Raw genomic sequence first — 24,442 nt, 5'->3', positions numbered from 1 at the left:
TTTTACTGACGAACCAGGATGCGCCGCGAACTTTCTGTTGAATGACAAGCGGCACATCAGCGTTTGCAGTACCAAAGAAAAATGCCCAAGGCAAAAATCACGAAAAAGTAGCCCCTTATTCAAACCCCGACCAAATCAAAGGATTGACCAGCTTTCAATCTCCTAATTGGAATGTGACTGCCATTTTTATTGCATTTGGTCATTTTTCATTTGACTCTGTAGCAAGGTCCAAGGTGTAGGCTCGCCAAATGAAACAAACAGCTAATACAAATGAGGGCCCGAAACAGGACTATGTTCCGGCCCTTGGATTCGCCTGGGCAACCAGGTTATACGACAGCGCAATTCGTATATCCATGCGTGAGGGTCTGCTGCGCAAAAGGACGGTTGCGTGCGTCAAGCAAGCAAATCCATCTGAGGTTCTTGAGGCAGGATGTGGTACAGGGAGCTTAACCCGTGCTTTGGCAAGGGGACTTCCCAATGCAAATATCACGGGTGTTGACATCGACCCTCAAGCTCTCAAAATAGCTCAGGAAAAACTTGATGATGCCGACATCGTCAAGCTGATTGCAGCGAATCTTCTTAATTTGGTGGATGTTAAAGAATTATCAGAAAAACGGTTTGATCATGTTGTTTCCAGCCTGGTTTTACATCATTTAACAACCGGCCAAAAACATATTGTGCTGAAGAACCTGTGGGCTCTCTTGAATAAAGATGGCAAATTGACCATTGTAGATTGGGGGCCACCAGTCGGCATAGTTCAATATCTCGGCTTTTGGCTGGTAAGGCTACTGGACGGCCTGGAGTTTACAGGAGCCAACCGTGAAGGCAGGTTGCCATCACTATTGTCGGGGGCTGGTTTTACAGTCGAGAACGTCAAGCCACTTCACCAAACGGCGCTAGGCACCGTCTGGTTATATCAAGCTCGTCGCAGCCCTGAAGGCTCGACCAATCAAAATATAACACTGGGGGACATTTAATGATCGAAATTATTCCAAACTGGCATCCAATCTTGGTTCATTTCACAGTTGCGTTGTTGTTGACGGCGACGGCACTCTTGGCTTGGTCATTGTTTCGCGGGCGCACAACTGCTGATCAAGCAACCGTAATTTCGGGGCGGCTTGTTCTGTGGATTGGTCTTGTGGCCGCCGTTCTGACGCTAGCTGCAGGGCTTCAGGCCTATTACAGCGTGGGGCATGACGGTCCTTCGCACGCGGCGATGACTGATCACAGAAACTGGGGTTTTGGTGCGCTCGCAGCTTTCCTTGTTGCCGGCATGCTCAACTGGACACGGCGAAAATCCAATCTGCCGGTACGTGACGTTGTGCTTTTGCTTGTTTCCAGCGGCATTCTGCTTGTCACAGCCTACAAGGGCGGTGAACTTGTCTATCGCTACGGCCTCGGCGTTCAATCCTTGCCGACGGTTACGGGCGACGGTCACGATCATGATCACGGTGATGGTGCGGCGAAAAAGCACGATGATAATGCTGCAACCGAGCATGATTGCGGCGACGGCGCAGCGCAAGAGCATGATGATGCCGGTGCCAAAGAGCATGACCACGGCGACGTTAAAGAGGGCAAAGATGCTGCCGAAAAACAGGGCCATGACCATCCGGACGCTGTTCGGAGTGACCCCGGGCTAGTTGCTGACGCACTCTATACGGCGCTGCGTGAAGGCGATGAGGCCGCGGTTGAGAAAATCCTCGCCGAGGATGTATTGATTCTGGAGGGTGGTCACGCGCAAACCAGCCGAGCTGACTATATGGGCGGCCATATGAAATCGGACATGGCATTTCTACCTAATGTGAATAGCGCGACTTTAGACCGCAAGGTAGCCCAAGCGGGTGATTTGGCCTGGGTGATCACCCACTCTCGTACCCAGGGAAGCTACCGGGACAAGGAAATTGACGAGTTATCCCGCGAGATGCTGGTGATGAAGCATGATGGCCATAACTGGCGAGTAACGCTTATCCATTGGGGTGAGAAGTGACCCTATAACCGAAAGTGGATAACGGGATTTCCAGTATTTTCTTGACCTTAAAGTATACTATAAGGTGTAAGATTTGAGAAATCAAAAAACCAGATAAGGTGAGACACATGAAACCGATGACGATTGGAAAACTTGCCAAAGCGACAGGCGTTAGCGCAGAGACCATCAGATACTATGAGCGCTTCGGTTTCCTGCCCTCACCTGACCGCTTGGAATCCGGTTACCGCGTATATGGAAGTGATAGTATTCAACGGGTCCGGTTCATTAAGGAAGCGCAGGCACTGGGGTTCACATTGGCCGAAGTGAGTGACCTGATTGGCCTTACCGCCGACGAGCACGCCGACTGTGCCCAGGTCAACGAGAAAGCAACCCAAAAACTTCAAGAGATCAATAAGAAGATCAAGGCACTAAAAAAAATGCAGGGCGCCCTCAAAATACTGTCACAGCGGTGTCCCGCCGACGAGCAACCACTGAGCGAATGCAGCATTGTTAATCATTTGTATGATGTTAGAGAGGTCGCAATTTAAACTTTTCGAAGACTCTACGGCTTCATTGAGTACCGCTAATGCATGGAATGTTCGTTGTTTCTCGACGCAACCGGATTAAACATTTTCTCCAGTTTTTTGTTCTGTTGTAAATCTTTTATCTTGGCATTCAAAGTTTTGATAAAGCCTGTTGTGTCCACGCTGGTCCAACAGGCCACAACTTCATTTGTGGTTTCGATAACAAAATCCTGATCGAAATTATGTCTGGTGAAATTGTGAGTTGCCTCAGACCTGACATGATCGAATTCATAGGCAATTACCACGTCAACTCTGCCTCTGTCGAGCAGATCAAAAGCCTTTATATGATCCGTGGTGTCAATATGTATTCTATTGGAAGAAACATTGGCCAAAGATGTCAGCTTCTTCAGGTGGCTGCGCGCACCAGCAACTACTTTCCCCTTTAAGTCAGACATCGATTTGATCGCGGACTCATCAAGTCGCGTGTAGGCATGCAAGTTAATACTGTTAATTGGGTCGGAAAATACGATCTCATTTTTTGCAATCGCTTCTTGAGGGTAGTCTTCTTTTGTATCGGTCGCCACATACAGGCAGTCAGCACGACGCACTGAAAAATCCCGCATCGCGCGGCGGTAGGGTAGAAATTTAATTTCATGTGAGACCATGCTTTGCTGTATCACGTGCTGGTAAAACTCATTATGCGGCCCGGTTTGTTTTTGATGGAAAACATAGGGGATTTCCCCGCCAATGAAGGAGATATGCTCAGCCTTCGTTGGCCAAGAAATCACTATTGCAGTCGCCAGCGAGACGGATACCAACCGCCGCTTCGTTAAAGAATAATTTCGACCTGTAAGGTAAGTAACCATTGTCTGAGTTAACTACATTTCCCGCTCGCCGTATAGGTGGTTGATAATACTGCATTCACTCAGCGGTTGGTCATCAGCCGGGCAGTACTCTGCCAACACCGTCAGATTTCGTTTAATTTTCCGCAAAAGTTTCAGCTTTTCATTGATCTGTTTGAGTTTGGCCTGCGCCGTCTCGTTTATGCGGGCACAATCTGCGTCGGGGTCTTCTGTTATCGACAGCAGCTCCTTGGTTTCTCGCAGAGTAAAACCAAGAGTTTGGGCATTTTTGATGAACTTGAGTTGCAACAGGCTTTCTTGACCATAAACTCGGTATCCGGACGAAAGTCGACCCGGCTTGGGAAGGATGCCGCGGCGCTCATAATAGCGGATAGTTTCAACGCTGACACCGGTGGCGTCGGCGAGCTTTCCTATGGTCAATTGAACTGTCATTTTCCCCCGCTCACAATTGCCTCAACCTGTTAGAGCTTCACAGTCCTCAGTCTCAACGAGTTACTGATTACCGAGATTGAGCTGAGGCTCATGGCGGCAGCCGCGAAAATTGGTGAGATCAGCACACCCAAAAACGGATAGAGAATGCCTGCAGCCACCGGGACGCCGGCTGCATTATAAAATAGTGCGAAGAAAAGGTTTTGTTTGATGTTTCGCATTGTCGCTTTTGACAGCTTGCGAGCGCGGACAATTCCGTTCAGGTCGCCTTTCACAAGGGTGAAGCCAGCACTTTCAATGGCAACATCAGCGCCTGTTCCCATCGCAATTCCCACATCGGCCTGCGCTAGAGCGGGCGCATCATTGACGCCGTCGCCGGCCATCGCAACCTTGTGTCCGGCTTCTTGCAGGTCTTGAATAATTCTAGCTTTGTCCTCTGGTAGTACATCAGCCCGAATTTCATCTATGCCTAGGCGCGCGGCAACCGAGCGCGCCGTTCGCTCATTATCCCCAGTCGCCATCACAATGCGGAGGCCCTGAGCATGCAGGGCCTCCAGAGCCTCGGGGGTTGTTTCTTTAACCAGGTCTGCAACAGAGACGAGACCAGCGATTTCGCTGCCAATAATTACGAACATCACTGTTTCACCTTCGTCTCTCCGCTTATTGGCTGCTTCCAGTAGATGCTCGCTGTTCAGGCCAAGTTCAGCAAGGAGTTTGGCATTACCGAGCGCCACCGGTTTTCCGTCGACCACGCCTTTGACACCCATACCTGTAACCGCTTCGAACTCGTCGGTTTGGACTATGTCGATTGTGCGTTCTTCTGCGCCGGCGACAATGGCCTCGGCAAGCGGGTGCTCAGATCCTTTCTCCAAACTTGCCGCAAGGCGAAGAATTTCAGCTTCACTATGACCCGGCTCCGGTATTACCGCGACCAATTTTGGCTTGCCTAGCGTCAAGGTGCCGGTTTTATCGACAATCAGCGTGTCAACTTTGGCGAACCTCTCGAGTGCTTCCGCATTTTTGATCAATACGCCCGCCTGCGCTCCGCGACCTGTTGCCGTCATAATGGACATTGGGGTCGCCAAGCCGAGGGCGCATGGGCACGCAATGATCAGGACGGCAACGGCAGACACAAGACCGTAAGAAAGCGCCGGCGCCGGTCCCCATGTTGCCCAAGCGGCAAAAGAAAGAATCGCGATCAAAATCACGGCCGGCACAAATTTGCCAGCAACGGTATCAGCGAGTTTCTGGATGGGCGCCCGGCTTCGCTGGGCGCTGGCAACCATTTCAACGATCTGACTCAACATGGTATCGGCACCAACCCGCCGCGCCTCGATGATCAGGCTGCCCGTACCATTGATTGTTGCGCCGGTAACGTCGTCGCCTTGCACTTTTTCAACCGGTACCGGCTCGCCCGAGATCATGGATTCGTCGATAGAAGACCGTCCGTCAACGACCACGCCGTCCACCGGAACTTTATCACCCGGTCGCACGCGCAGGCGGTCGCCGACAACAACATCCTCAAGGGGAATTTCCTCTTCCAGGCCACCTTCGCGGATCACCCGCGCGGTTTTCGCAGCCAGATCCAGCAGCGCCCTGATCGCAGAACCCGTACGCTCGCGCGCACCAAGCTCCATCACCTGTCCAAGAAGCACCAGAACGACAATCACCGCCCCCGCTTCAAAATAGACGCCGACATGCCCGTCTGCATCACGAAACCCGTCTGGGAATATGTCGGGTACAAGAACTGCTACGACGCTGAATATATAGGCGGCGCCAACTCCCATTGCGATGAGGGTGAACATATTCAGGCTCTTATTGATCACGGACTGAACACCACGAACAAAGAAAGGCCACCCCGCCCAGAGAATAACCGGCGTTCCAAGGATAAGTTCAATCCACAAGGTCAGTTTTTCGCCGATCATGTCGCGGATAAAGCCCAAACCCACAAAAGGCCCCATCGATAAAACCAGCAGCGGGACAGTTAAGAGCGCGCCGACCCAGAAACGGCGCCTGAAATCGACCAGTTCGGGGTTTGGGCCTGCGTCTTCGGCAGGAATACCCATCGGCTCCAGCGCCATGCCACATATGGGACAACTGCCGGGACCTTCCTGTATGATTTCGGGGTGCATCGGGCAGGTGAACAGAGTGCCTTCTGGTGCCGGTTTTGCCATTTCTGAGGGCTCAAGGTATTTTTCCGGCGCGACAGAAAACTTCTTTTCACATGTGTCAGAACAAAAATAGTAGACGGCCCCGTTGTAGGAATGAATATGGGCCGCACTCGCGCGCTCAACGTTCATGCCGCAAACTGGATCATTCGATTTTACGAACTGCGAAGGCGCTATGGTGAATTTTGCTTCACACCCGATACTGCAGAAGAAAAAATCTTTTCCGTCGTGGTGCAGGTGGTTGGCCGCTGTCTCGGGGTCGACAAGCATGCCACAAACCGGGTCGCGTACAATCGACTGGTCCTTATCATGATCCGTTTCATGGTGATGCAAATGATCTGACGCCATTGCTGGGCCTCCCAATGGTTGGTTAAATTTGGGCCAGCCTAAAGGTTATAGCTGGTGGAAGGTCAAGGCCCTTTTTTGAAAACTCTATAAGTGCCTGCAGAGTTTTACAAAAAATCTTGTTGACCTTCCCGCCACTGGAAGCCCTATGGGTTAAATCCATAAAGGGAGATTATTATGAAAAGTGAACCTGGGTTTTTCCAGTCTAGGATTGGATTTGTTTTCAGTGTATTTCTGGCGGTGGCTGCGCTCATGCTGCTGTTCGAACATAAGGCACACATCAATCTAGGAGGAATCTTGCCATTGCTCCTGCTGGTTGGCTTATGTGTCGGGATGCATTTCTTCATGCATCACGGCCATTCCGATCATTACCATTCAGACCGGGATCATTGATATGGAACATTCATCATATGGTCTCTGGGCGTTGGTTGTTCTCAACTCCGCAATCTTTATATTTTTTGCTTTTAGTTTTACAAAGCCAAAAACCAAGACGGATTGGCGATCTTTTGGTGTTTTCAGCGCTTTCATCGTCGCACTCTTTACAGAAATGTATGGGATTCCGTTGACTATCTATTTCCTATCGGGATGGCTCCAGAGCAATTATCCCGAAATTGACTGGTTAGCCCACGATTCTGGCCACTTGTTGGAAATGATGTTTGGTTGGAAATCGAACCCTCATTTTGGGCCATTCCACATTCTAAGCATGTTCTTCATTGGTGGTGGCTTTTGGTTGCTGGCTTCAGCATGGCGCATACTTTATGCCGCTCAGCAGTCGGGAACACTAGCCATGTCCGGACCTTATGCTCGTGTGCGACATCCTCAATATGTAGCCTTCATTTTGATCATGTTTGGGTTTTTGCTCCAGTGGCCGACCATACTTACACTTGCTATGTTTCCGGTTCTCGTGATCGTATACTGGCGGCTTGCTTTAAGCGAGGAACTACAGGCTATAAGGGATTTCGGCCAAATGTACACGGACTATAGAGCAAATGTCCCGCGGTTCATTCCGACACTGAAGTCGATGGCTCGCCCTGATCTTGGAAACACGGACGAATACCGATAGAATCTGAATCACCGCATTGAAAGTCGTTTGAGCGATGACGTACAAAACAGACCTACGCATACTTCAGACTTATCTGGTGCAGTTCCAACGGCATTTGATTGCGCATAACCATCAGGTTGTTGTGATATTTGAAGGTCGGGATGCGAGCGGTAAAGACGGTGTTATCAAGCGCATTACTGAACATTTAAGTCCGCGGGAAACTCGGGTCGTTGCGCTGCCTGTCCCCAGCGATAGAGATCGCCGATCGTGGTATTTTCAACGATACGTCGACCAGTTGCCTGCCGCGCAGGAAATGGTTCTGTTTAACCGCAGTTGGTACAACCGGGCCGGTGTCGAGCGAGTTATGGGCTTTTGCTCTGACGCTGAATATACCGCTTTCATTGAAGCTGTACCTAGCTTCGAGGAAATACTGACAAGCTCCGGTATGCAAATCCTAAAATACTATCTGGACATCTCGCGCAAGGAACAGGAACGTCGACTGAAGGATCGAGCGAATAATCCACTCAAACAATGGAAAATCAGCCCAATTGACGCGCAGGCACTGAAAAAATGGAACGATTATAGCAAGGCAAGAGACGACATGCTGGCAAGCACACATTCTAACCATGCCCCTTGGATCATTGTGGACGCTGATGATAAAAAATCGGCGAGACTTAACATCATTCGGGATTTACTTGGGCGGGTGGATTGCCCGGAGCGAGACATTCATTGGCAAAAACAAGATCTTTCAATAGTACGGACCTATGAATCCGAACAATCCGGAAGCTTCCTCCATTACTAATGTAATCAAGGCGTCTCGTTTTGATGGGAGCATCTCAGGTCTGGCATATGGCTTAAATATAGAGAGTTAGCATGACGCACTGGAAAAACACCCTTGGCGCCCTCGCTAACCCGTTACTCGTCACGGCCGCCATCTTGTTGGCTATAGATCACTGGGAGCATTTCGGGATTGATGATCTGTTGTTATTGGCTATTTTGACGGGTATTGGGTTTAGAACAGGCCGCAAATAAAGTTGATGCTGGCTATGTGTTTATCGTTATGAAGCTGACGGCATCCTGTGAAACATTTACATATCAAGGTACTAATCAATTTCGAGAGTGTATCTTTTTTACCTATTGACCCTGTACCGTGGTCAAGGGTTATTATTCACCTTATGCGATTCGCTACGAACATTGTTACACGGTTAATAGCCCTTCTCGCTTTAGGCGTGATTTTGGTGGCGCCTATGGCGTCCGCTCTGGACACACATGATTGCTGTCCAGAGACCTATCAAGGCGGCATGAGGGCACAGTCTCATGACCTGATGGCACACTATAGCCAAGGGAAGATGATCAGCCACCAGACAGCGTCTGATCATGCGAGTATTGACCCGTCTTCCCCCGAAAAACTGTGTGATATTTCCTGCTGTGCAAATGTCGCCACTTGCGCCGTTATCTCATTAAACGCGCCTGATATGGCCGGATGGACTATACGCCCACAAGCGTTTAGGCCAATCGACGAAACGGCTTCCTCCCGGCATGCGAACCTAAACACTCCCCCTCCCCGTATCTCTCTGATCGTTTAAGGCTCGGTTTAACCCGAAGCTGAAGGCGTAATTGGCTGGAAATGCCAATTGCGCGCAGACTTTATGATCTTTGAGGTAACAATATGTACAATCTGACTACGGTCTCAACAGCCGTTATTATAGCATTTACTTTTACGGTAAACGTTGGTGCTCTACAATCCAGTCCCCTCGGTATAGCGCAGGAAAAGCCAGCCGTCTCAGGTGAGCTATCTCTTCAGGAAGCCATTAAACTGGCGCTTTCGTCTGAGGATCCTTACCTGATGGAGCCGGGCGAACAGGCTGCGGCCTTTGATGATCGTGCGGTTTCAGATTCGCAACTGCCAGACCCCAAACTGAGAATGACATTTGCAAACTGGCCGACCAATAGCTTCAGTTATACGCAAGAAGCAATGACCCAGCTTCAGGTGGGGGTCAGTCAGGCTTTCCCGAAAGGGGATACGCTCCAGCATCGGCGGTCAAAGCGAAAAGCGCAGGCGACCAGCGAACGGTTCCGTCAGGAACTGCGTCAGCGGGAAATCATCCTGGATACGCGCCTTAACTGGCTCGACCTTTACTATTGGACCAAGGCGGAAGCCAAGGTGGGCGAAAGCCGAAAGGCAGTCGCAGAGCTTATAGAAGTTATTCAGGCTATTTTCGCAACAGGACGCGAGACAAGCCAGGACATCCTGAGAGCCGAGCTTGAACTCAGCCTTCTGGACGATCGCTTGGTGGAAATCGGCAGGAAGGCATCGATTTCCCGCGCGAAACTGGCACGCCGTATCGGTGAGGCAGCGGCACGTCGCCCCATTGCGATAACACCGCCTGGTCTGGTTCATCCCTCGGATGTGACGGCTCTTATTGATATTTTACCCCAACATCCTGCGGCCAAAATGTTCTCGGCGCGCGTTGAAGTGGCAAGCAAAGATGTCGATATCGCCGGTGAGCAATATAAACCCGGATGGACCGTTAATGTGGGGTACGGAGCGCGCGGTGCCGAGCGCGCTGATTTTGCCTCAGTCGGCGTAGTTATGGATGTGCCCCTTTTCACAGCAAAACGGCAAGACAGAGAGGTTTCTGCCGCAAAGCGGTCTCGTCAGGCATCCCGCCTGTCGCTGGACGGTGTTTTGCTGGATTTGAGAAGGAAGCTGCAGACAACCTATGCCGACTGGACGCGGCTTCAGGAGCGGATTTCCCTCTATCAGTCGGTTGTCCTCAAGCGGGCAAAGGAAACCACAGAAGCATCGCTCACATCCTACCAGAGCGGTGTTACCGATTTTGCAGAACTGGTTAGAGCGCGGCTGGCAGAGCTTGATGCAGAGCTTAGTTTGATAAGGCTCCAGTCGGACCGATTGAAGGCTCAGGCCCAACTTCTATTCCTTGAAGGTGAAGACGATGCGTAAAACAATTTTAACAGTAGCAGCGACGCTGACAATCGGAGCTGGTCTTGGTTACGGCGCAAGCATGCTGGGCCAGGCACCTGAAACTGGTGCCCCGGCGCAAAACGACGAAAAAGAGGTGCTTTACTGGATAGCGCCGATGGACCCTAATTATAGGCGCGACGAGCCTGGGAAATCACCCATGGGGATGGAGTTAATCCCTATTTACGCCGGAGACGAAGCTGGCGGCGATGATCCCAATGCACTGAAAATAAGTGGCGCAGTGGTCAATAACATCGGGGTGAGAACTGATGTTGCGCTGGCTTCAGATCTGTCCCGTGAGATCGATACCATTGGGTTCATCACGTTCGACGAAGACAAGACGTCACATGTGCATGTACGCACAGCTGGCTGGGTTGAAAAACTATACAGGAAAGCGGTTGGCGAGGTTGTTCAAAAGGGCGAAGTGATATTCGAACTCTATTCACAGGAATTGGTAAATGCCCAGATAGAGTTTCTCCAGTCTGTCAGGCTCGACCAGAAAGGTTTTGCAAGCGCAGCACAAGAACGGCTTAAGGCTCTCGGAATGACCGAACGCCAAATCGCTACAGTTCAAAAAAGCGGTGAAGTGAAACAGCGTATCGAGGTTCTTGCTCCTCAAGATGGTGTTATTATAGCCTTGGAGATTGGTGAGGGCATGCATGTTACACCGGGCAAAACGGTGTTCTCTCTAGCAGATTTGTCATCCGTCTGGATCAAGGTTGACGTCTTCGAAGGCCAGTCCGACTGGGTAAGCGAAGGCCAGCAAGCAACTATGACACTGCCTTTTCTCCCCGGTGAAACCTGGAACGGCACAGTAGATTATGTGTATCCCATCGTTGACCCAATGAGCCGAACAGTACAGGCGCGCTTGGCGTTTTCCAACCCCGACGGCCGGTTGAAGCCAAATATGTACGGTGAGATCAGTATTGCGGCATCTCCGGTGAAGGATGTCGTTTCCATTCCGCGCGAGGCGCTTATTCGCACCGGCAAAACTGATCGGGTTGTACTGGCACTAGGCGACGGCAAGTACCGACCTGCCGAAGTTGTTGCTGGCATGGAAAGTGGTGACCGGGTGGAAATCAAAGCTGGCCTGTCAGCCGGCGAGGTGATCGTAACATCCGGTCAGTTTCTCATCGACTCCGAAGCCAGCATCAATAGTGCTTTTCTGCGTATGCTGGAAGCGGGTGCCAAGCAAGATCATGCCGGGCACGACATGGCTGAAATGGCTGACGAAATAGAGGTTCATCACGGCATGGGCACAGTTAACTCGGTGTCGGATGATGGCACCGTCAACCTTACCCATGACCCCATCTCTTCGCTTGGCTGGCCCGAAATGACGATGGATTTTTCCGCCGACCCTGAGGTTGATTTGTCATCTTTCGCACCCGGTGATCGCATGCATTTTGAGCTGACGAAAAGTGCTGATGGCCCCTTTGTTATCACCAAAGCGACAAAAATGTAGGAAGCGGAGACATCAAATGATTGCAAATATTATACGATGGTCGATAGAGAACCGCTTTTTGGTGGTGATCCTGACCTTGCTATTTACCGGCTGGGGCGCTTATTCGCTCTCGAAAACACCTCTGGATGCCATCCCTGACCTCTCGGATGTGCAGGTGATTATCAAGACAACATACCCGGGCCAAGCGCCGCAGGTGGTTGAGGACCAGGTAACATATCCGCTAACAACGGCGATGCTGTCAGTCCCGGGCGCCACAACGGTCAGGGGCTACTCCTTCTTTAACGATTCATATGTCTACATCATTTTTGAAGACGGCACGGACCTATATTGGGCACGTTCACGGGTTCTGGAATATCTGAGCCAGGTTGCCCCCACCCTGCCACAGGAAGCCCGATCAGCCCTAGGGCCGGACGCTACCGGGGTTGGATGGGTGTATCAATATGCCCTAGTAGACCGTACTGGTGGGCATGACCTTTCGCAGCTCCGCAGCATTCAGGACTGGTTTCTGAAATTTGAACTGCAAACGGTAGAGGGCGTATCCGAGGTGGCCACCATCGGCGGTATGGTCAAACAGTATCAGGTTGTCGTTAATCCCAACCGGCTGCGGGCATACGACATAACCCTGCCGATGGTGAAGATGGCCATTCAGCGCGGCAACCAGGAAACCGGTGGCCGGGTCATTGAAATGGCAGAGGCAGAATATATGGTTCGCGCGTCCGGCTATATCGATGAGCTGTCGGACCTTGAATCCATTCCTGTCGGCCTGACCAAAACCGGCACGCCCATTCTTCTGAAAGATATTGCCGAACTGCGCACAGGTCCGGAACTCAGACGTGGTATCGGCGAACTGAACGGCGAAGGAGAAGCTGTCGGCGGTGTGATTATCATGCGCTGGGGCGAAAACGCCCTGAGCACGATCGAGAAGGTGAAAGAAAAACTTGAAATCCTCAAACGCAGCCTGCCTGAAGGTGTGGAAGTCGTAGAAACCTACGACCGCTCATCGCTGATTAAGCGGGCGGTCACCACATTGGCTGAAAAGTTGATCGAGGAATTTTTGGTCGTCGCCCTCGTCTGTGCGGTCTTTCTGTTTCATCTAAGATCATCACTTGTGGTTGTCCTCAGTTTACCGGTCGGCATTCTGGCGGCGTTCATTGTTATGAATAGCCAGGGTGTTAACGCCAACATCATGTCATTGGGCGGGATCGCCATTGCCATTGGTGCCATGGTCGATGCCACCATTGTCATGATAGAAAATTATCACAAGCATATGGAGGAAGATGATGTCACCGATGAAAACAGGTGGCAGATTGTGACCAAAACCGCGGTTGAGGTCGGGCCGCCGCTTTTCTTCTCTTTGCTGATTATTACCCTTAGTTTCGTTCCCATTTTTGCGCTTGAAGCACAAGAGGGGCGACTGTTTCACCCGCTTGCCTTCACCAAAACATTCGCTATGGCAGCAGCGGCAGGTCTTTCGATCACCATCGTGCCGGTTTTGATGGGGTATTTTATTCGCGGCAAAATTTTGCCCGAACACAAGAACCCGATTAACCGGGGCCTAATGGCCGCTTACAAACCCTTCGTTGGAATAGTTCTGAAGTTCCCGAAGAGCATGCTCCTGGTCGCATTACTGATTATGGCCAGCGCCGCCTATCCCTTGTCACAAATCGGTGGTGAATTCATGCCGGACCTGGACGAAGGGGACCTCCTGTATATGCCCAGTGCCTATCCGGCGATCTCTGCTGGCAAAATGGCGCAGGTTGTCCAGCAGACTAACAAATTGATCAAGACCATACCGGAAGTCGAGGCCGTATACGGCAAGGCTGGACGCGCTGACACCGCAACCGACCCGGCACCGCTCACGATGATCGAGACAACGATCAAGCTTAAGCCGCAAAGCGAATGGCGCGAAGGTATGACGACAGAGCAATTGAAAATGGAACTCAATCGCCTGGTGCAAGTCCCAAGCCTGACCAACGTCTGGATTATGCCAATTAAGAATCGCATCGATATGCTGGCGACCGGCATTAAAACCCCGGTGGGAATTAAGGTCGCCGGGCCTGACCTGCAGGTGATCAGTGAAGTCGGTCAGGAGATTGAACGCGTGATACGGGAAGTGCCGGGCACAGCGTCGGTGTATGCCGAGCGGGTAACGGGCGGGCGGTATATTAATGCCGATATCGACCGGGTGAAAGCAGCGCGGTACGGCCTTAATATTGCGGACGTACAGGACGTGATACGAACCGCAATTGGCGGCATGACCGTGACAGAAAGCATCGAAGGCCTGGAGCGCTATCCGGTTAACCTCAGGTATCCGAGAGAGTTTCGGGATTCGCTCGACCGGTTGCGGGCGCTTCCTGTCGTCACACCAAATGGAGAGCATATCCCACTTGGCCAGATCGCCGATATCAGTGTCACTGGTGGACCGGGTGTGATCCGCAGTGAAAATGCCCGCCTCAACGGCTGGATCTATGTCGATATTGCCGGAGTTGATATTGGCAGTTATGTTGCGCGCGCCAAGCAGACAGTGACTGATAATATCGACCTGCCCCCGGGCTACTCAATCGCCTGGTCGGGCCAGTATGAATATATGGAACGCGCCAAGGCGAAACTGAGTGTGGTGGTGCCGGTGACACTCGTCATCATCTTGCTGTTACTCTATATCAACTTCAAAAACCTGACCGCCGTTTTCATTATCATGGGCACGCTGCCACTATCACTTGTTGGCGGCATCTGGCTTCTGTACGCCTTGGATTATAATCTGTCTGTTGCGGTCGGAGTTGGGTTCATTGCGCTTGCGGGCGTTGCGGTCGAGATAGGCGTTCTTATGATCGTCTATCTCAATCAGGCATGGGACAAAATCACAGCGACGGCTGCCAAGGAAAATCGGAACCTTGCAAAAGCAGACCTGGTGCAGGCGGTGATCAACGGCGCGCTGATGCGCGTGCGCCCGATCATGATGACCGTAGCTGTGATCATCGCAGGTTTGCTGCCGATTATGCTTGGTACCGGCACAGGCTCCGAAGTTATGCGCCGCATCGCCGCCCCGATGGTTGGCGGCATGATCAGCGCAACCATTCTGACGCTTCTGGTAATCCCGGCAGCTTATCTTCTCTGGAAAAGTCGCGAAACAACAGAGGATTCCCCGGCGCTTGCCCACGAAACAGACACTTAACAGGAGAAAGTCATGAACAGCTTCATCATTCCAAATTGGCACCCGTTTTTGGTGCACTTCACTATCGCTCTTGTCGTTACATCGAGTGTTTTCTTTGTCCTGACGAAACTGTTGCCCAAGCGAGCTGATACTTTTGCGATTGTTGCGAAATGGACCCTGTGGTCGGCGGCATTTGTTACGGTGTTAACCCTGCTTGCAGGGTTTGCAGCCTTTAACTCAGTAGCCCACGATGACACGGCGCATATCGTGATGAAAACGCACCGTCTATGGGCGCTATTTGCAGCAGCCGCGCTTTTCATCGTGGCAATATGGAGTTATCGGACGAAGGGCGCTCCATTAGTGTTGGTGGTAGGTAGTGTCGTAGTAGCGGGTCTTGTCGGGACCACCGGCTATCTGGGTGCGGAGCTTGTTTACCGCCATGGTCTGGGGGTTATGCGCCTGCCGGACAATACCGGCGAGGGCCACAGTCATGCTGGCGGGAGCGGACATAGCCATAATGACGGCGCCGTTTCAACCGGTGACCATCATACTGCCGTACCCCCTACAAAACATGAACAGAGGGGGGCAGATGGTCACGGGCACAGCAACGCGACCAGTCAACATGACCACGGCGAAGACTGCGGCGATATCAAACATGCTAACGGTGAAGGGTCGGCTTTAGCGTTTGCTAAGAGCTTTCAAGTTGCATTGAATGGTGGTGATTTCGATACGGTCGCGGGGAGCTTTGCCGCTGACGCCGTTATTTTTGAGAACGGCGTGAGAGAAGTATCGCTGGAAGACTACCTCGAGCATCACCTCAAGCCGGAAATGCCGATGCTAAAAGCGGCTAACAGGCAAGTCCTCAAACAAGATGTTGTCGAAACGAATAGTATAGCAATCGTTTCGACCGCCTCGATGCTCTCTATCAAAAGTAAGGGAAAGCAACATGACTTTTACAGCGCCGAAACACTTACCCTCCAAACTCAGAAGGGTGAATGGAAGGTGATCCACGTGCACTGGTCCTCTCGTCCAGTCGTAAAAAGGAACTAACCCCACGCTTTAACACCAAACAGAAGGGAAATATCATGAAGAAGCTTCCACAAATTGCCACGGTGTTGGCGATAGTTGTTGGTTTAAATGCGCCAGTTGTCTCGGCTGCAGACGAAAACCAACATTCGCATCAGGCTGAAAAAAAAGAAGTGATGATTCACGCAGTGGTCAATAGCATCAATTCAACTGACCGCATGGTAAATATAAGCCATGGGCCTATCAAGGATCTGAGTTGGCCCGCGATGACAATGGATATGAAAGTTGCACAAAACGTAGACATGGACGTGTTTCACAAGGGTGAAGAGATTATGGTTTCGTTATCCCGGGATGGAAAAGGTATATTTGAAATTGTCAAAGTGATGGTTCATGGTCACTAGGCTTTATCATTTCTTTTTAATTTATCGTTGTAATGTATTATAGTTGAACCAAGCGTAATGTAGGTTGAGAATGGATAGACTTGGAAAATGGGGGCGTTTGGTAGCTCTGGTCAACATCATTGTATGGACCAGTTCGCCTGTAATGTCGCTTTCCAACCCAGAGCGGTTTCACCCGCAGAGTAGTCTCGAGGTTTTAGCTGACGGGTTGTTGGTGCTTCAATCGATTGAATCCGTTGACTTAGAGAAGCTACCGGATTTGCGCCCTGAGACGTTCAATACATTTCTTAGCTTACATGTCCAGATACCATCGCCGGATGACAACACGCACCTTCACGGCATATTGGATGGATGTTGCGGGTCCGGCGGATTGGTTTGTGATGTAGGCCTGATCCTGAGATCGACAATTGTGCCGCAATCTTCAGTGACACAAATACATGGTCTGAGAGCAGTGCACAATCTTGCGAGCCTCGCCCTTTCTCCTTTATATCACCCTCCGAAACCTTAAAACTTCCGGCCATTCGATCAGCTGTCGCTTGTAATAACGAAACTGGTCCATTGGCATAAAACTCTCGAAAAAATATTGGTTTAAAGCTCGCTGAGTCCCTGAAGGCTCAGGCAGAGCGCAATGGGGCTAAACGGTCCCGTGGAGGAAGTTATGACTAGAATATTCAAACCAACACTGTCTCTTTTTGGAGCAACTTGCGCGTCGGCGCTGCTGGCGGGCAATGCATGGTCCCAAGAGGCTGATACAGATGGCAGTCTACTCGAAGAAGTAATAATTACAGCGCAAAAGCGCGAGTCCAGTCTTCAGGATACGCCTATTAGCGTATCTGCTTTGACGGGGGAGATGCTGGAGAACATCGGCATCCGCACGATAGAAGACTTCACTTTCTTTGTACCCGGAATAACCGTCACCAACGATTCAATGGCGATCGTAAATATTCGTGGCATCGGGACATCCGCCTTCGGCGTGGCTACTGACCCGAGTTCGACTGTTCACATAGACGGTATTTATCAGCCTCGTCCCACCACAGGCTACCAGGATATGTTTGACGTTGAGCGCTTGGAATTATTGCGAGGCCCGCAAGGCGTTTTGTTTGGTCGAAATTCAACCGGGGGAACGCTTAATATCATATCCAAAGCGCCGACCGACGAATTTGAGGGCGCCGTCGGTGTAACGTTCGGGAACTTTAACAAGCGCACGTTCAGCGGCACCGTTTCGGGTCCGTTGGCTGACGGAGTACGAGGGCGTGTTACTTTGCTCAAGAATGATCGAGACGGTATTTATACCGACATCGTTTCCGGAGACGAATATCAGGATCAGGACAACGTTGCCGGGCGCGCAACAATTGCTATAGACTTGGCAGAAGACTTTGAGTTGATACTGCGCGGCGATTTTAGCAGAGAGCGCGAAACTGGTTTTCCTGCAATACGAACTTTTTATCCACAAGAGTTTGTTGATGCGGGTGCCACGATTCCCAGCCGCGACCGCGACCTCGCTTTTGATACCACGCCGGTCAGTGATCTGGACGTCTGGGGAGTTTCTTCTACTGCCATATGGCACGGAGAGGATGTTACGTTCAAATCTATTACGTCATACCGTGAGAGCGATATTGAACAAGTAATCGACGCGGACGCCACCGACTTGTTTCTCTTCGACATTGGATTTCGGGAAAATTCTCGATCATTCACTCAGGAACTACAGCTTACTAACAATGATTCGTCCCGACTTGAGTGGATCGTCGGTGCTTTCTTTCTGAATGAAGATGGGGACGGCGGCATCGACTTGTTGTTTCAGGACCCGAAAATCAACATTTCCGAGGCCAATATCACCAATGCCTATGCGTTGTTTGGTCAAGGCACCTATAATGTGACTGACAGGCTTCGTGCGACTTTCGGCGTTCGTTACAGCTACGAGAAAAAGAGCTATAATTTCTCGACAGATGTAAACGGAGCGAACGTCGACGGCGGTTCGCCGTCAGCCGATTGGAAGGCTTGGACACCCCGGTTCGCGGTAGATTATGACATCAACGATGATGTTTTGGCCTATGTATCGGCAACACGCGGTTTCAAATCGGGTGGTTTCCAGCTCGGCGATGCCGGCGCTTTTGATCCAGAATTTCTGTGGAGTTATGAGGCTGGCTTGAAGTCGACACTTTTGGATAAGAGATTACGCGCAAATATTGGCCTGTTCCAATATGATTACACCAATTTGCAGGTGGTAGAGTTCGTCGGTGGTGTTGCAACGACGAGCAACGCCGGTGAGGCGACGGTGCGTGGTATCGAAGGTGAGTTTGTTGCCAGGGTTGCCGACGATTTCGACATAAACGCAACGGTAGCTTATCTGGACGCTACATATGACGTATTCTTCGAGGGGGGCGAGGATTTTTCCGGAAACCGGCTCGCCAACTCTCCCAAGTGGGCTTATTCCTTCGGCGCTCAGTATACTACGGAGGTTGGTTCCTCGGGTCACCTGACCATCAGGGGCGATTATGCGTGGCGTGATAACGTGGATTTCAAGCGAGACAATCGACCGCAATTTCGTGCGGATACATACTCGCTGCTGAACGCGCGTATCTCCTTTACGTCCATTGACGAACTTTGGGAAGTGTCGCTTTACGGTCAAAACCTGACTGACAATCGTTATGCCACTTATATTACCCTTGGCAGAAACGTTGGCGGTGCGGCTGACCCGAACTTGCCAGTGACCGTTTTTGGTGAACCGCGTCAATATGGGATTCAACTGAAAAGGAACTTCTAGTTTCCTTGCAGCTCACGCGGCGAGCTCTTCGCCGCGTGAGCCCCGCAAACTAATTGTATTTGTTTAAATGTCGAGAATGTGCCGAGCACATCGACGCTGTTTTGGAGCTTCCATACATGACTACGACAACGATAGTGCAGACGGTTTTGGTCATGTTACTGTGGGCAAGCTGTTTTCCATTGATCACTGTGGGAATTGACTATGCGCCTCATCTGACCTTCGCCGCCATGCGCGCATTCATTGCTGGATTGACACTGATAAGCTTAGCCTTCCTGTTGAAGCGTCCTTTGCCCCAAAAGCGGAATGACTGGTTTTTGCTGGTTCTTATTGGACTTGGCGCAACCAGTCTCGGCTTTCTAGGCATGTTTCATGCCGCAGAATTGGTTTCACCTGGTATCGCAACCGTCATTGCCAATACTCAACCACTTCTGGCGGCAATCTTGGCAAGCTTTGTATTAGGCGAATATTTGACGGGCCGCAGTAAAGTGGCGTTAATGGTCAGCTTTCTGGGTGTTATTGTCATCGCGTCTCCTCATCTGTTGGGAGACGGGAGTACAAGTTTTGCTATTGGCTTGGCCTATATAATTCTGGCCGCTCTTGGTATCACCTTGAGCAATGTACTAATAAAAAAGATTTCGGGCCGGGTAGACATCTTCATGGCTATGGGTTTGCAAATGTTGTTCGGCAGTCTGCCGCTTATGGGTGTCGCCGCTATGACTGAGCCGACCGCGATCCAATGGTCATATACATTCATCTCGGTCTTGCTCATCCTTAGTTTGCCTGGAACGGCGCTTGTCTATTGGCTCTGGTGTTCTGTCCTGGAGAAAGTGCCGTTAAACCGGGCCAACGCCTTCAGTTTTTTAATACCGGTATTTGGCCTGACAATCGGCGTGTTATTTTACGGCGAGAGTTTGACAGCATTTCAGTTTGTAGGTGTTTTTATCACCATCGTCGGCGTTGCATTTGTGGTTCGCGGTGGCACTGACCGCGCTTCACAAAAGAAAAAGCCAGTTGAAGAATTGGGTTTTGCGACCGAGTCGAAACGACACAAATAGATAAATCGTGAAACGGTATTTAGCTCACTAGTGAGAGCTTCCCAAAGGAGTAAGAATATGGAAAGCACGTATCAAAAAGCCAGCCTAAGCCTAACAGGCACGGTGGCAATGGGTACTGGTGTGATGATCGGGGCGGGAATTTTCGCCCTCACCGGACAGGTGGCTGAATTTGCTGGGCCTCTTTTCCCTATAGCGTTCTTGCTTGCGGCCGTCATCAGTAGTTTCAGTGCCTACACATACATCAAGGTCTCGAACAAATATCCCTCCGCCGGGGGTATTGCCATGATCCTCCACAAAGCATACGGAACGACAACCATCACGGGTGCAGCCGCGCTAATGATGGCATTTTCGATGATTATTAATGAAAGCCTGGTTGCGCGTACCTTTGGCACTTATACGCTGCGGCTCTTTGATATTCAGGGCGATAACCTTCTGGTGGCTTTGCTGGCTGTGGGGCTGATTGTTTTCGCGTTTCTCGTCAATATCGCCAAAAACAGCGTCATCAGCAGTATCTCCACGGTGACTGCGGTGATTAAAATTGGCGGTATTATGATTTTTGCGCTTGTGGCCCTTTGGGGGGCGGGCTTTTCTTTTCAGTCGACTGTTACAACACCTAGTACCGAAACTGGTGTTACTGGTTTTCTGGCCGGTGTTGCATTGGCGATATTGGCGTACAAGGGATTCACAACGATCACGAACAGCGGCGGCGAGGTCAAAAACCCTGAGAAAAATGTCGGCCGCGCCATCATGATCTCATTGTTCATCTGCCTGATAGTTTACATGCTCGTTAGCTACGCTGTCGGAGCCGCTTTATCTATTGAAGAGATTGTCGCGGCAAAAGACTATTCTCTAGCGGAGGCCGCTCGTCCGGCCGTTGGCCAATACGGCGTATGGTTTACAGTTGCGATCGCCATGATTGCAACTGCTTCAGGATTGCTTGCCAGCGTTTTTGCCGTTTCGCGCATGCTGGCGATGCTAACCGACATGAACCTTATTCCGCACAGTCATTTTGGCATGCCCGGGACAGTTCAAAAGCACACCATTGTTTACACCGTTGTCCTGGCTAGTTTCTTGGCGGCGTTTTTCGATCTCAGCCGGATTGCTTCGTTGGGGGCGATTTTTTATTTGGTGATGGACATCATTATCCATTGGGGTGTTTTCAGGCATATTCGAAGTGATATCGGTGCCAACGGCGTGATCCTGATTTGCGCCATTATACTCGATGCGAGTGTCTTGACTGCCTTCCTGATCATAAAAGGTTCGAGTGACCTCCCAATCGTCGCAATTGCGATCATAAGTGTGGTGACGGTTTTTGCGTTTGAAAAGTTATATCTCAGCCGCATTCGCGCAAAAACAGCGAATTCAGCTAATCATTCTCACGGGTAACAGGCACATTATCATGCCAATACTAGACATCACATTGATACTGGTCGCCTCTGCAATTTTTTTATTGCTGCAGTTGCGGCGCGTCAGAAAAAACTTGTTTTGGACTGCGACAGTAACGCCGCTTGCGTCGATCATTGGAAGCGGTTTTTTGATTGTCGCGCCGCTATTGGCAGAAGTTGTTGGTAAGTTGGCGCCGTTGGCGATGGCCGCAATTGCGGGCGTTGCCATCTGGATCGGTTCGGTCATCCGGTTTAATATCAGACATGCGGAGCCCCTTCTGAACCAAGCCGACGGTGACCCACATCTTCAGCTTATGGAGCAGATGTCTCGCGTTGTGTTGTTTGCGGCCTATGTGATCTCAATCGCCTTCTATCTCCGCTTGATGTCGTCGTTTGTTCTGGAGGGCTTCGGTTACAATGTGGCGCTCTGGGCTCAAATCATGACAACGGTTATTTTGCTCGCCATAAGCGCCATAGGTGCGTGGTCGGGTCTTGCCGGGCTTGAGCGCATGGAGACGGTGTCGGTTTCCATCAAACTGGCGATTGTGGTGTCGCTCATGATCGGCTTGTTCCATCACAACGTCGTCGAAGGGTTTCAGATAGACGGTGTTGTCGCTGATCATTTAACGATAGGCGAGAAATTAGGGATGCTGGCGGGTATGCTTCTATTGGTTCAGGGCTTCGAGACCTCCCGGTATCTCTCGAACGGGTATTCTGCCGCTATCAGAGCCAGAAGCATGTTGCTCGCTCAGCTATTATCGAGCGTTATGTACGTCGCTTTCGTTGCTTTGCTGCTGCCGTTACTGCATCACCTGGAACAAGGCAGGCCAGATGAAACATCAATAATCTTCCTCTCTTCATTTGCTGCGAGCATTCTTCCATTGATGTTGATTGTTGCGGCGGTGATGAGCCAGTTCAGTGCTGCCGTTGCTGATACCGTCGGTTCTGGTGGACTGATGGAGGAGCAGACGTCGGGCCGCATAAGCGCTGCATGGACATATTTGATTGTTGCAGCGCTTGGTATACTTTTGGTCTGGACCGCTGATATCTTCGAAATCGTGGCAATTGCCTCACGTGCCTTTGCCGCATATTATTTGCTGCAAACAGGGATTTCTTTTGTTTTGCGGGCTCGCAAGCCTACAAATGGTCTTAAGGTGTTACACCTTCTGAGTTTAACAGTGCTTGGCGCCATACTATTAGCAGTTTTCTTTTTTGCTTTGCCGGTTGGTTAGAGTGTTTTGCTCCGGCCAAAACGTTAATCAGATACCGTAAATCATGGATAAAGAAATCTCCGTTTCTGGGACTGCGCATGTGAGTTTCCCATTAGCTGGTGGCGACTATTAAAAAGTCTTTGACCTTCCATCAGCTGGAACCTTTATAGTTCCGCTTATATGGTCGAGTAAGGCGATGCTAACGAAACTATCTGAATTCACCCAACACAAGATAAGTTCCTGTTAGCACACAATAGTCAGGGTGAAGCATAGGTTGTTCAGATGAAAGCAAGGAATGCAGTTGTTTTGGTACTTGCGTTGGCGGGCATCCTGATTGCGGCACAATATTACGCTGATGATCCTGTTTCCGAATCTGCTGAACTGGTCATTTCGTTTGAACCTGACAACATTGGTGTCGTTTCGCTCGGCCGCCAAATCTATGACCAAAATTGCGCTTCCTGTCATGGTTTTGACCTTGAGGGAGAGCTGTCATGGCGGCAGCGGAAAAAAAATGGACGATTTCCGGCACCACCTCACGATGAATTTGGTCACACATGGCACCATACAGAAGATGTTTTGTTCAACATCACCAAATATGGCCCGGCAGCTCTCATAGGTGATCCTACATATCAAAGTGATATGCCAGCCTATAATGACATTCTTAGTGATACAGAAATTGTTGCTGCACTTTCATACATAAAAAGCCGGTGGCCGGACAACATTAGAAAGAAACATGACGCCATAACCGCTGCAAATGAAAAGCAAAACCAATAACCAACTAACTAATTTTAATACAAACTTCTTTTGAAAAAAAGAAAAGGACCAAGATTATGCAAGACAACCAATCTGACCCTCCCATGATAAGAATTTCGGCGCTAGGCAATAGCATGAGCCTTTTCCTTGCAATAACTTTCATCCTCTGCGTGTCATTTGATCTCTTGATGCCCGAGATGGCAATGCACACGGCATGGGAAATATTTTTGCCTGGATTTGAGTGGTTAACTTTGACGAGTTTTGTGCTCGGCCTCGTCGAAACCTATGCCTATGGCTGGTATATCGCCTTATTATGGGGCGCCCTCTACAATCTCTTTAACCAGCAAAAGGTAGCTCCCCCAAGTTGATACCAAGCGAGCGTCGCATAGCGCCAGCTTGGTATCAATGCGGAAGCCTTCGGAGACAGCTATTGGTACCGAACCAAGAAATCCAGTATGGGGCAATCCGGCTCTTCGTTGCCTCGACATTGATCCGTCAGATGCTTCAGTTTTTCTTCGAGAGATCGAAGCTGTGCGATCTTCTCTCGCGTTTCTTCCAGTTGCTTTGTCGCCAGAAGCTTGACGTCCGCGCTTGTGCGGTCTTGGTTTTTATAAAGTGTCAACAACGATCTGCTGTCTTCTATAGAAAAACCCAGGCCACGAGCACCTTTAACGACAATAAGCGATTGAATGTCTTGTTTCCGAAACAGTCGGAATCCGTTTTCCGCCCTCAACGGCGAAACGAGTCCTATGCCTTCATAATATCGGATGGTTTTTTCGGGCAGGCCAACCCATTCGGCTGCCTGGCCAATTTGCATAAGTGCGTCCATAACAATACCTCTATCCAAGCATTGAATTACATGAACCCTTTTGCAACTTTACTAACTTACCCGCTCCTGAGTGTATTTGACCAAAATC

24 protein-coding genes are annotated in these 24,442 nt (G+C 50.4%); 20 read left to right on the top strand and 4 right to left on the bottom strand.

Annotation, left to right across the window (positions count from 1 at the left end):
* Positions 1–248 precede the first annotated feature (248 nt).
* From OEU88_RS15285 to OEU88_RS15275, 3 genes are all read left to right on the top strand, one after another.
* On the top strand, positions 249–977 hold the full coding sequence (locus OEU88_RS15285; protein WP_262696078.1) for a class I SAM-dependent methyltransferase: 729 nt from the start codon (positions 249–251) through the stop codon (positions 975–977).
* Entirely contained in the window at positions 977–1,987 is a 1,011-nt protein-coding gene (locus tag OEU88_RS15280) for a DUF4440 domain-containing protein (RefSeq protein ID WP_262696077.1), read from the top strand. The genes OEU88_RS15285 and OEU88_RS15280 overlap by 1 nt, the downstream gene beginning before the upstream one ends.
* 107 nt (positions 1,988–2,094) lie before the next feature.
* Positions 2,095–2,514, top strand: coding sequence for a heavy metal-responsive transcriptional regulator (locus OEU88_RS15275; RefSeq protein ID WP_262696076.1), 420 nt, complete (start codon positions 2,095–2,097; stop codon positions 2,512–2,514).
* Positions 2,515–2,549: 35 nt separating this feature from the next.
* Here OEU88_RS15275 and OEU88_RS15270 read toward each other — a convergent pair whose 3' ends face one another.
* Genes OEU88_RS15270 through OEU88_RS15260 form a run of 3 tightly spaced genes read right to left on the bottom strand, consistent with a single transcriptional unit; the run spans position 2,550 to position 6,298 of the window.
* On the bottom strand, positions 2,550–3,356 hold the full coding sequence (locus OEU88_RS15270) for a substrate-binding periplasmic protein (protein ID WP_262696075.1): 807 nt from the start codon (positions 3,354–3,356) through the stop codon (positions 2,550–2,552).
* Positions 3,357–3,368: 12 nt separating this feature from the next.
* On the bottom strand, positions 3,369–3,785 hold the full coding sequence (locus tag OEU88_RS15265) for a heavy metal-responsive transcriptional regulator (RefSeq protein WP_262696074.1): 417 nt from the start codon (positions 3,783–3,785) through the stop codon (positions 3,369–3,371).
* 29 nt (positions 3,786–3,814) lie between these two features.
* Positions 3,815–6,298, bottom strand: coding sequence for a heavy metal translocating P-type ATPase (locus tag OEU88_RS15260; protein WP_262696073.1), 2,484 nt, complete (start codon positions 6,296–6,298; stop codon positions 3,815–3,817).
* Positions 6,299–6,472: 174 nt separating this feature from the next.
* Here OEU88_RS15260 and OEU88_RS15255 point away from each other — a divergent pair, with 174 nt between their 5' ends.
* From OEU88_RS15255 to OEU88_RS15175, 17 genes are all read left to right on the top strand, one after another.
* Positions 6,473–6,688, top strand: a complete 216-nt coding sequence (locus OEU88_RS15255; RefSeq protein ID WP_262696072.1) for a DUF2933 domain-containing protein — start codon at positions 6,473–6,475, stop codon at positions 6,686–6,688.
* A 1-nt stretch (position 6,689) separates the two neighbouring features.
* The gene (locus OEU88_RS15250) at positions 6,690–7,358 is read left to right on the top strand and encodes a methyltransferase family protein (RefSeq protein ID WP_262696071.1); all 669 of its coding nucleotides are present in this window, start codon (positions 6,690–6,692) and stop codon (positions 7,356–7,358) included.
* Between the two features lie 34 nt (positions 7,359–7,392).
* Positions 7,393–8,139 carry a polyphosphate kinase 2 gene (gene ppk2 / locus OEU88_RS15245; RefSeq protein ID WP_262696070.1) on the top strand — a complete coding sequence of 249 codons (747 nt, stop codon included), beginning with the start codon at positions 7,393–7,395 and terminating at the stop codon, positions 8,137–8,139.
* Between the two features lie 71 nt (positions 8,140–8,210).
* Positions 8,211–8,369 carry a hypothetical protein gene (locus tag OEU88_RS15240; RefSeq protein WP_262696069.1) on the top strand — a complete coding sequence of 53 codons (159 nt, stop codon included), beginning with the start codon at positions 8,211–8,213 and terminating at the stop codon, positions 8,367–8,369.
* Between the two features lie 143 nt (positions 8,370–8,512).
* The gene (locus OEU88_RS15235) at positions 8,513–8,923 is read left to right on the top strand and encodes a hypothetical protein (protein ID WP_262696068.1); all 411 of its coding nucleotides are present in this window, start codon (positions 8,513–8,515) and stop codon (positions 8,921–8,923) included.
* Between the two features lie 83 nt (positions 8,924–9,006).
* The gene (locus OEU88_RS15230; protein WP_262696067.1) at positions 9,007–10,302 is read left to right on the top strand and encodes a TolC family protein; all 1,296 of its coding nucleotides are present in this window, start codon (positions 9,007–9,009) and stop codon (positions 10,300–10,302) included.
* A complete protein-coding gene (locus OEU88_RS15225; RefSeq protein ID WP_262696066.1) occupies positions 10,295–11,782 on the top strand; it encodes an efflux RND transporter periplasmic adaptor subunit in 1,488 nt (495 codons plus the stop codon). Before OEU88_RS15230 ends, OEU88_RS15225 begins: the two co-directional genes overlap by 8 nt.
* A gap of 16 nt (positions 11,783–11,798) precedes the next feature.
* A complete protein-coding gene (locus tag OEU88_RS15220; RefSeq protein ID WP_262696065.1) occupies positions 11,799–14,954 on the top strand; it encodes an efflux RND transporter permease subunit in 3,156 nt (1,051 codons plus the stop codon).
* Positions 14,955–14,966: 12 nt separating this feature from the next.
* Positions 14,967–15,983 (top strand): DUF2231 domain-containing protein, encoded by a 1,017-nt coding sequence (locus tag OEU88_RS15215; protein ID WP_262696064.1) that lies wholly within the window; start codon positions 14,967–14,969, stop codon positions 15,981–15,983.
* A 35-nt stretch (positions 15,984–16,018) separates the two neighbouring features.
* Positions 16,019–16,360 (top strand): copper-binding protein, encoded by a 342-nt coding sequence (locus OEU88_RS15210; RefSeq protein WP_262696063.1) that lies wholly within the window; start codon positions 16,019–16,021, stop codon positions 16,358–16,360.
* Between the two features lie 70 nt (positions 16,361–16,430).
* On the top strand, positions 16,431–16,865 hold the full coding sequence (locus tag OEU88_RS15205) for a hypothetical protein (protein ID WP_262696062.1): 435 nt from the start codon (positions 16,431–16,433) through the stop codon (positions 16,863–16,865).
* 150 nt (positions 16,866–17,015) lie between these two features.
* A complete protein-coding gene (locus OEU88_RS15200; RefSeq protein ID WP_262696061.1) occupies positions 17,016–19,121 on the top strand; it encodes a TonB-dependent receptor in 2,106 nt (701 codons plus the stop codon).
* Positions 19,122–19,237: 116 nt separating this feature from the next.
* A complete protein-coding gene (locus OEU88_RS15195) occupies positions 19,238–20,176 on the top strand; it encodes a DMT family transporter (protein ID WP_262696060.1) in 939 nt (312 codons plus the stop codon).
* 57 nt (positions 20,177–20,233) lie between these two features.
* Positions 20,234–21,562: an APC family permease gene (locus OEU88_RS15190; RefSeq protein ID WP_262696059.1), complete on the top strand. Its 1,329-nt coding sequence runs from the start codon at positions 20,234–20,236 to the stop codon at positions 21,560–21,562.
* A gap of 13 nt (positions 21,563–21,575) precedes the next feature.
* Positions 21,576–22,793 carry a hypothetical protein gene (locus tag OEU88_RS15185; RefSeq protein ID WP_262696058.1) on the top strand — a complete coding sequence of 406 codons (1,218 nt, stop codon included), beginning with the start codon at positions 21,576–21,578 and terminating at the stop codon, positions 22,791–22,793.
* A 261-nt stretch (positions 22,794–23,054) separates the two neighbouring features.
* Entirely contained in the window at positions 23,055–23,546 is a 492-nt protein-coding gene (locus tag OEU88_RS15180) for a c-type cytochrome (RefSeq protein ID WP_262696057.1), read from the top strand.
* A 56-nt stretch (positions 23,547–23,602) separates the two neighbouring features.
* Positions 23,603–23,893, top strand: a complete 291-nt coding sequence (locus OEU88_RS15175) for a DUF5676 family membrane protein (protein ID WP_262696056.1) — start codon at positions 23,603–23,605, stop codon at positions 23,891–23,893.
* A 59-nt stretch (positions 23,894–23,952) separates the two neighbouring features.
* Here OEU88_RS15175 and OEU88_RS15170 read toward each other — a convergent pair whose 3' ends face one another.
* On the bottom strand, positions 23,953–24,354 hold the full coding sequence (locus OEU88_RS15170; protein ID WP_262696055.1) for a MerR family DNA-binding protein: 402 nt from the start codon (positions 24,352–24,354) through the stop codon (positions 23,953–23,955).
* Positions 24,355–24,442 lie beyond the last annotated feature (88 nt).

The organism is Kordiimonas aquimaris (genome assembly GCF_025574485.1).
GTDB classification, from domain to species: domain Bacteria; phylum Pseudomonadota; class Alphaproteobacteria; order Sphingomonadales; family Kordiimonadaceae; genus Kordiimonas; species Kordiimonas aquimaris.
Note: the sequence above shows the minus strand (reverse complement) of the source record. Positions and strands in the feature narration are given on the sequence as shown.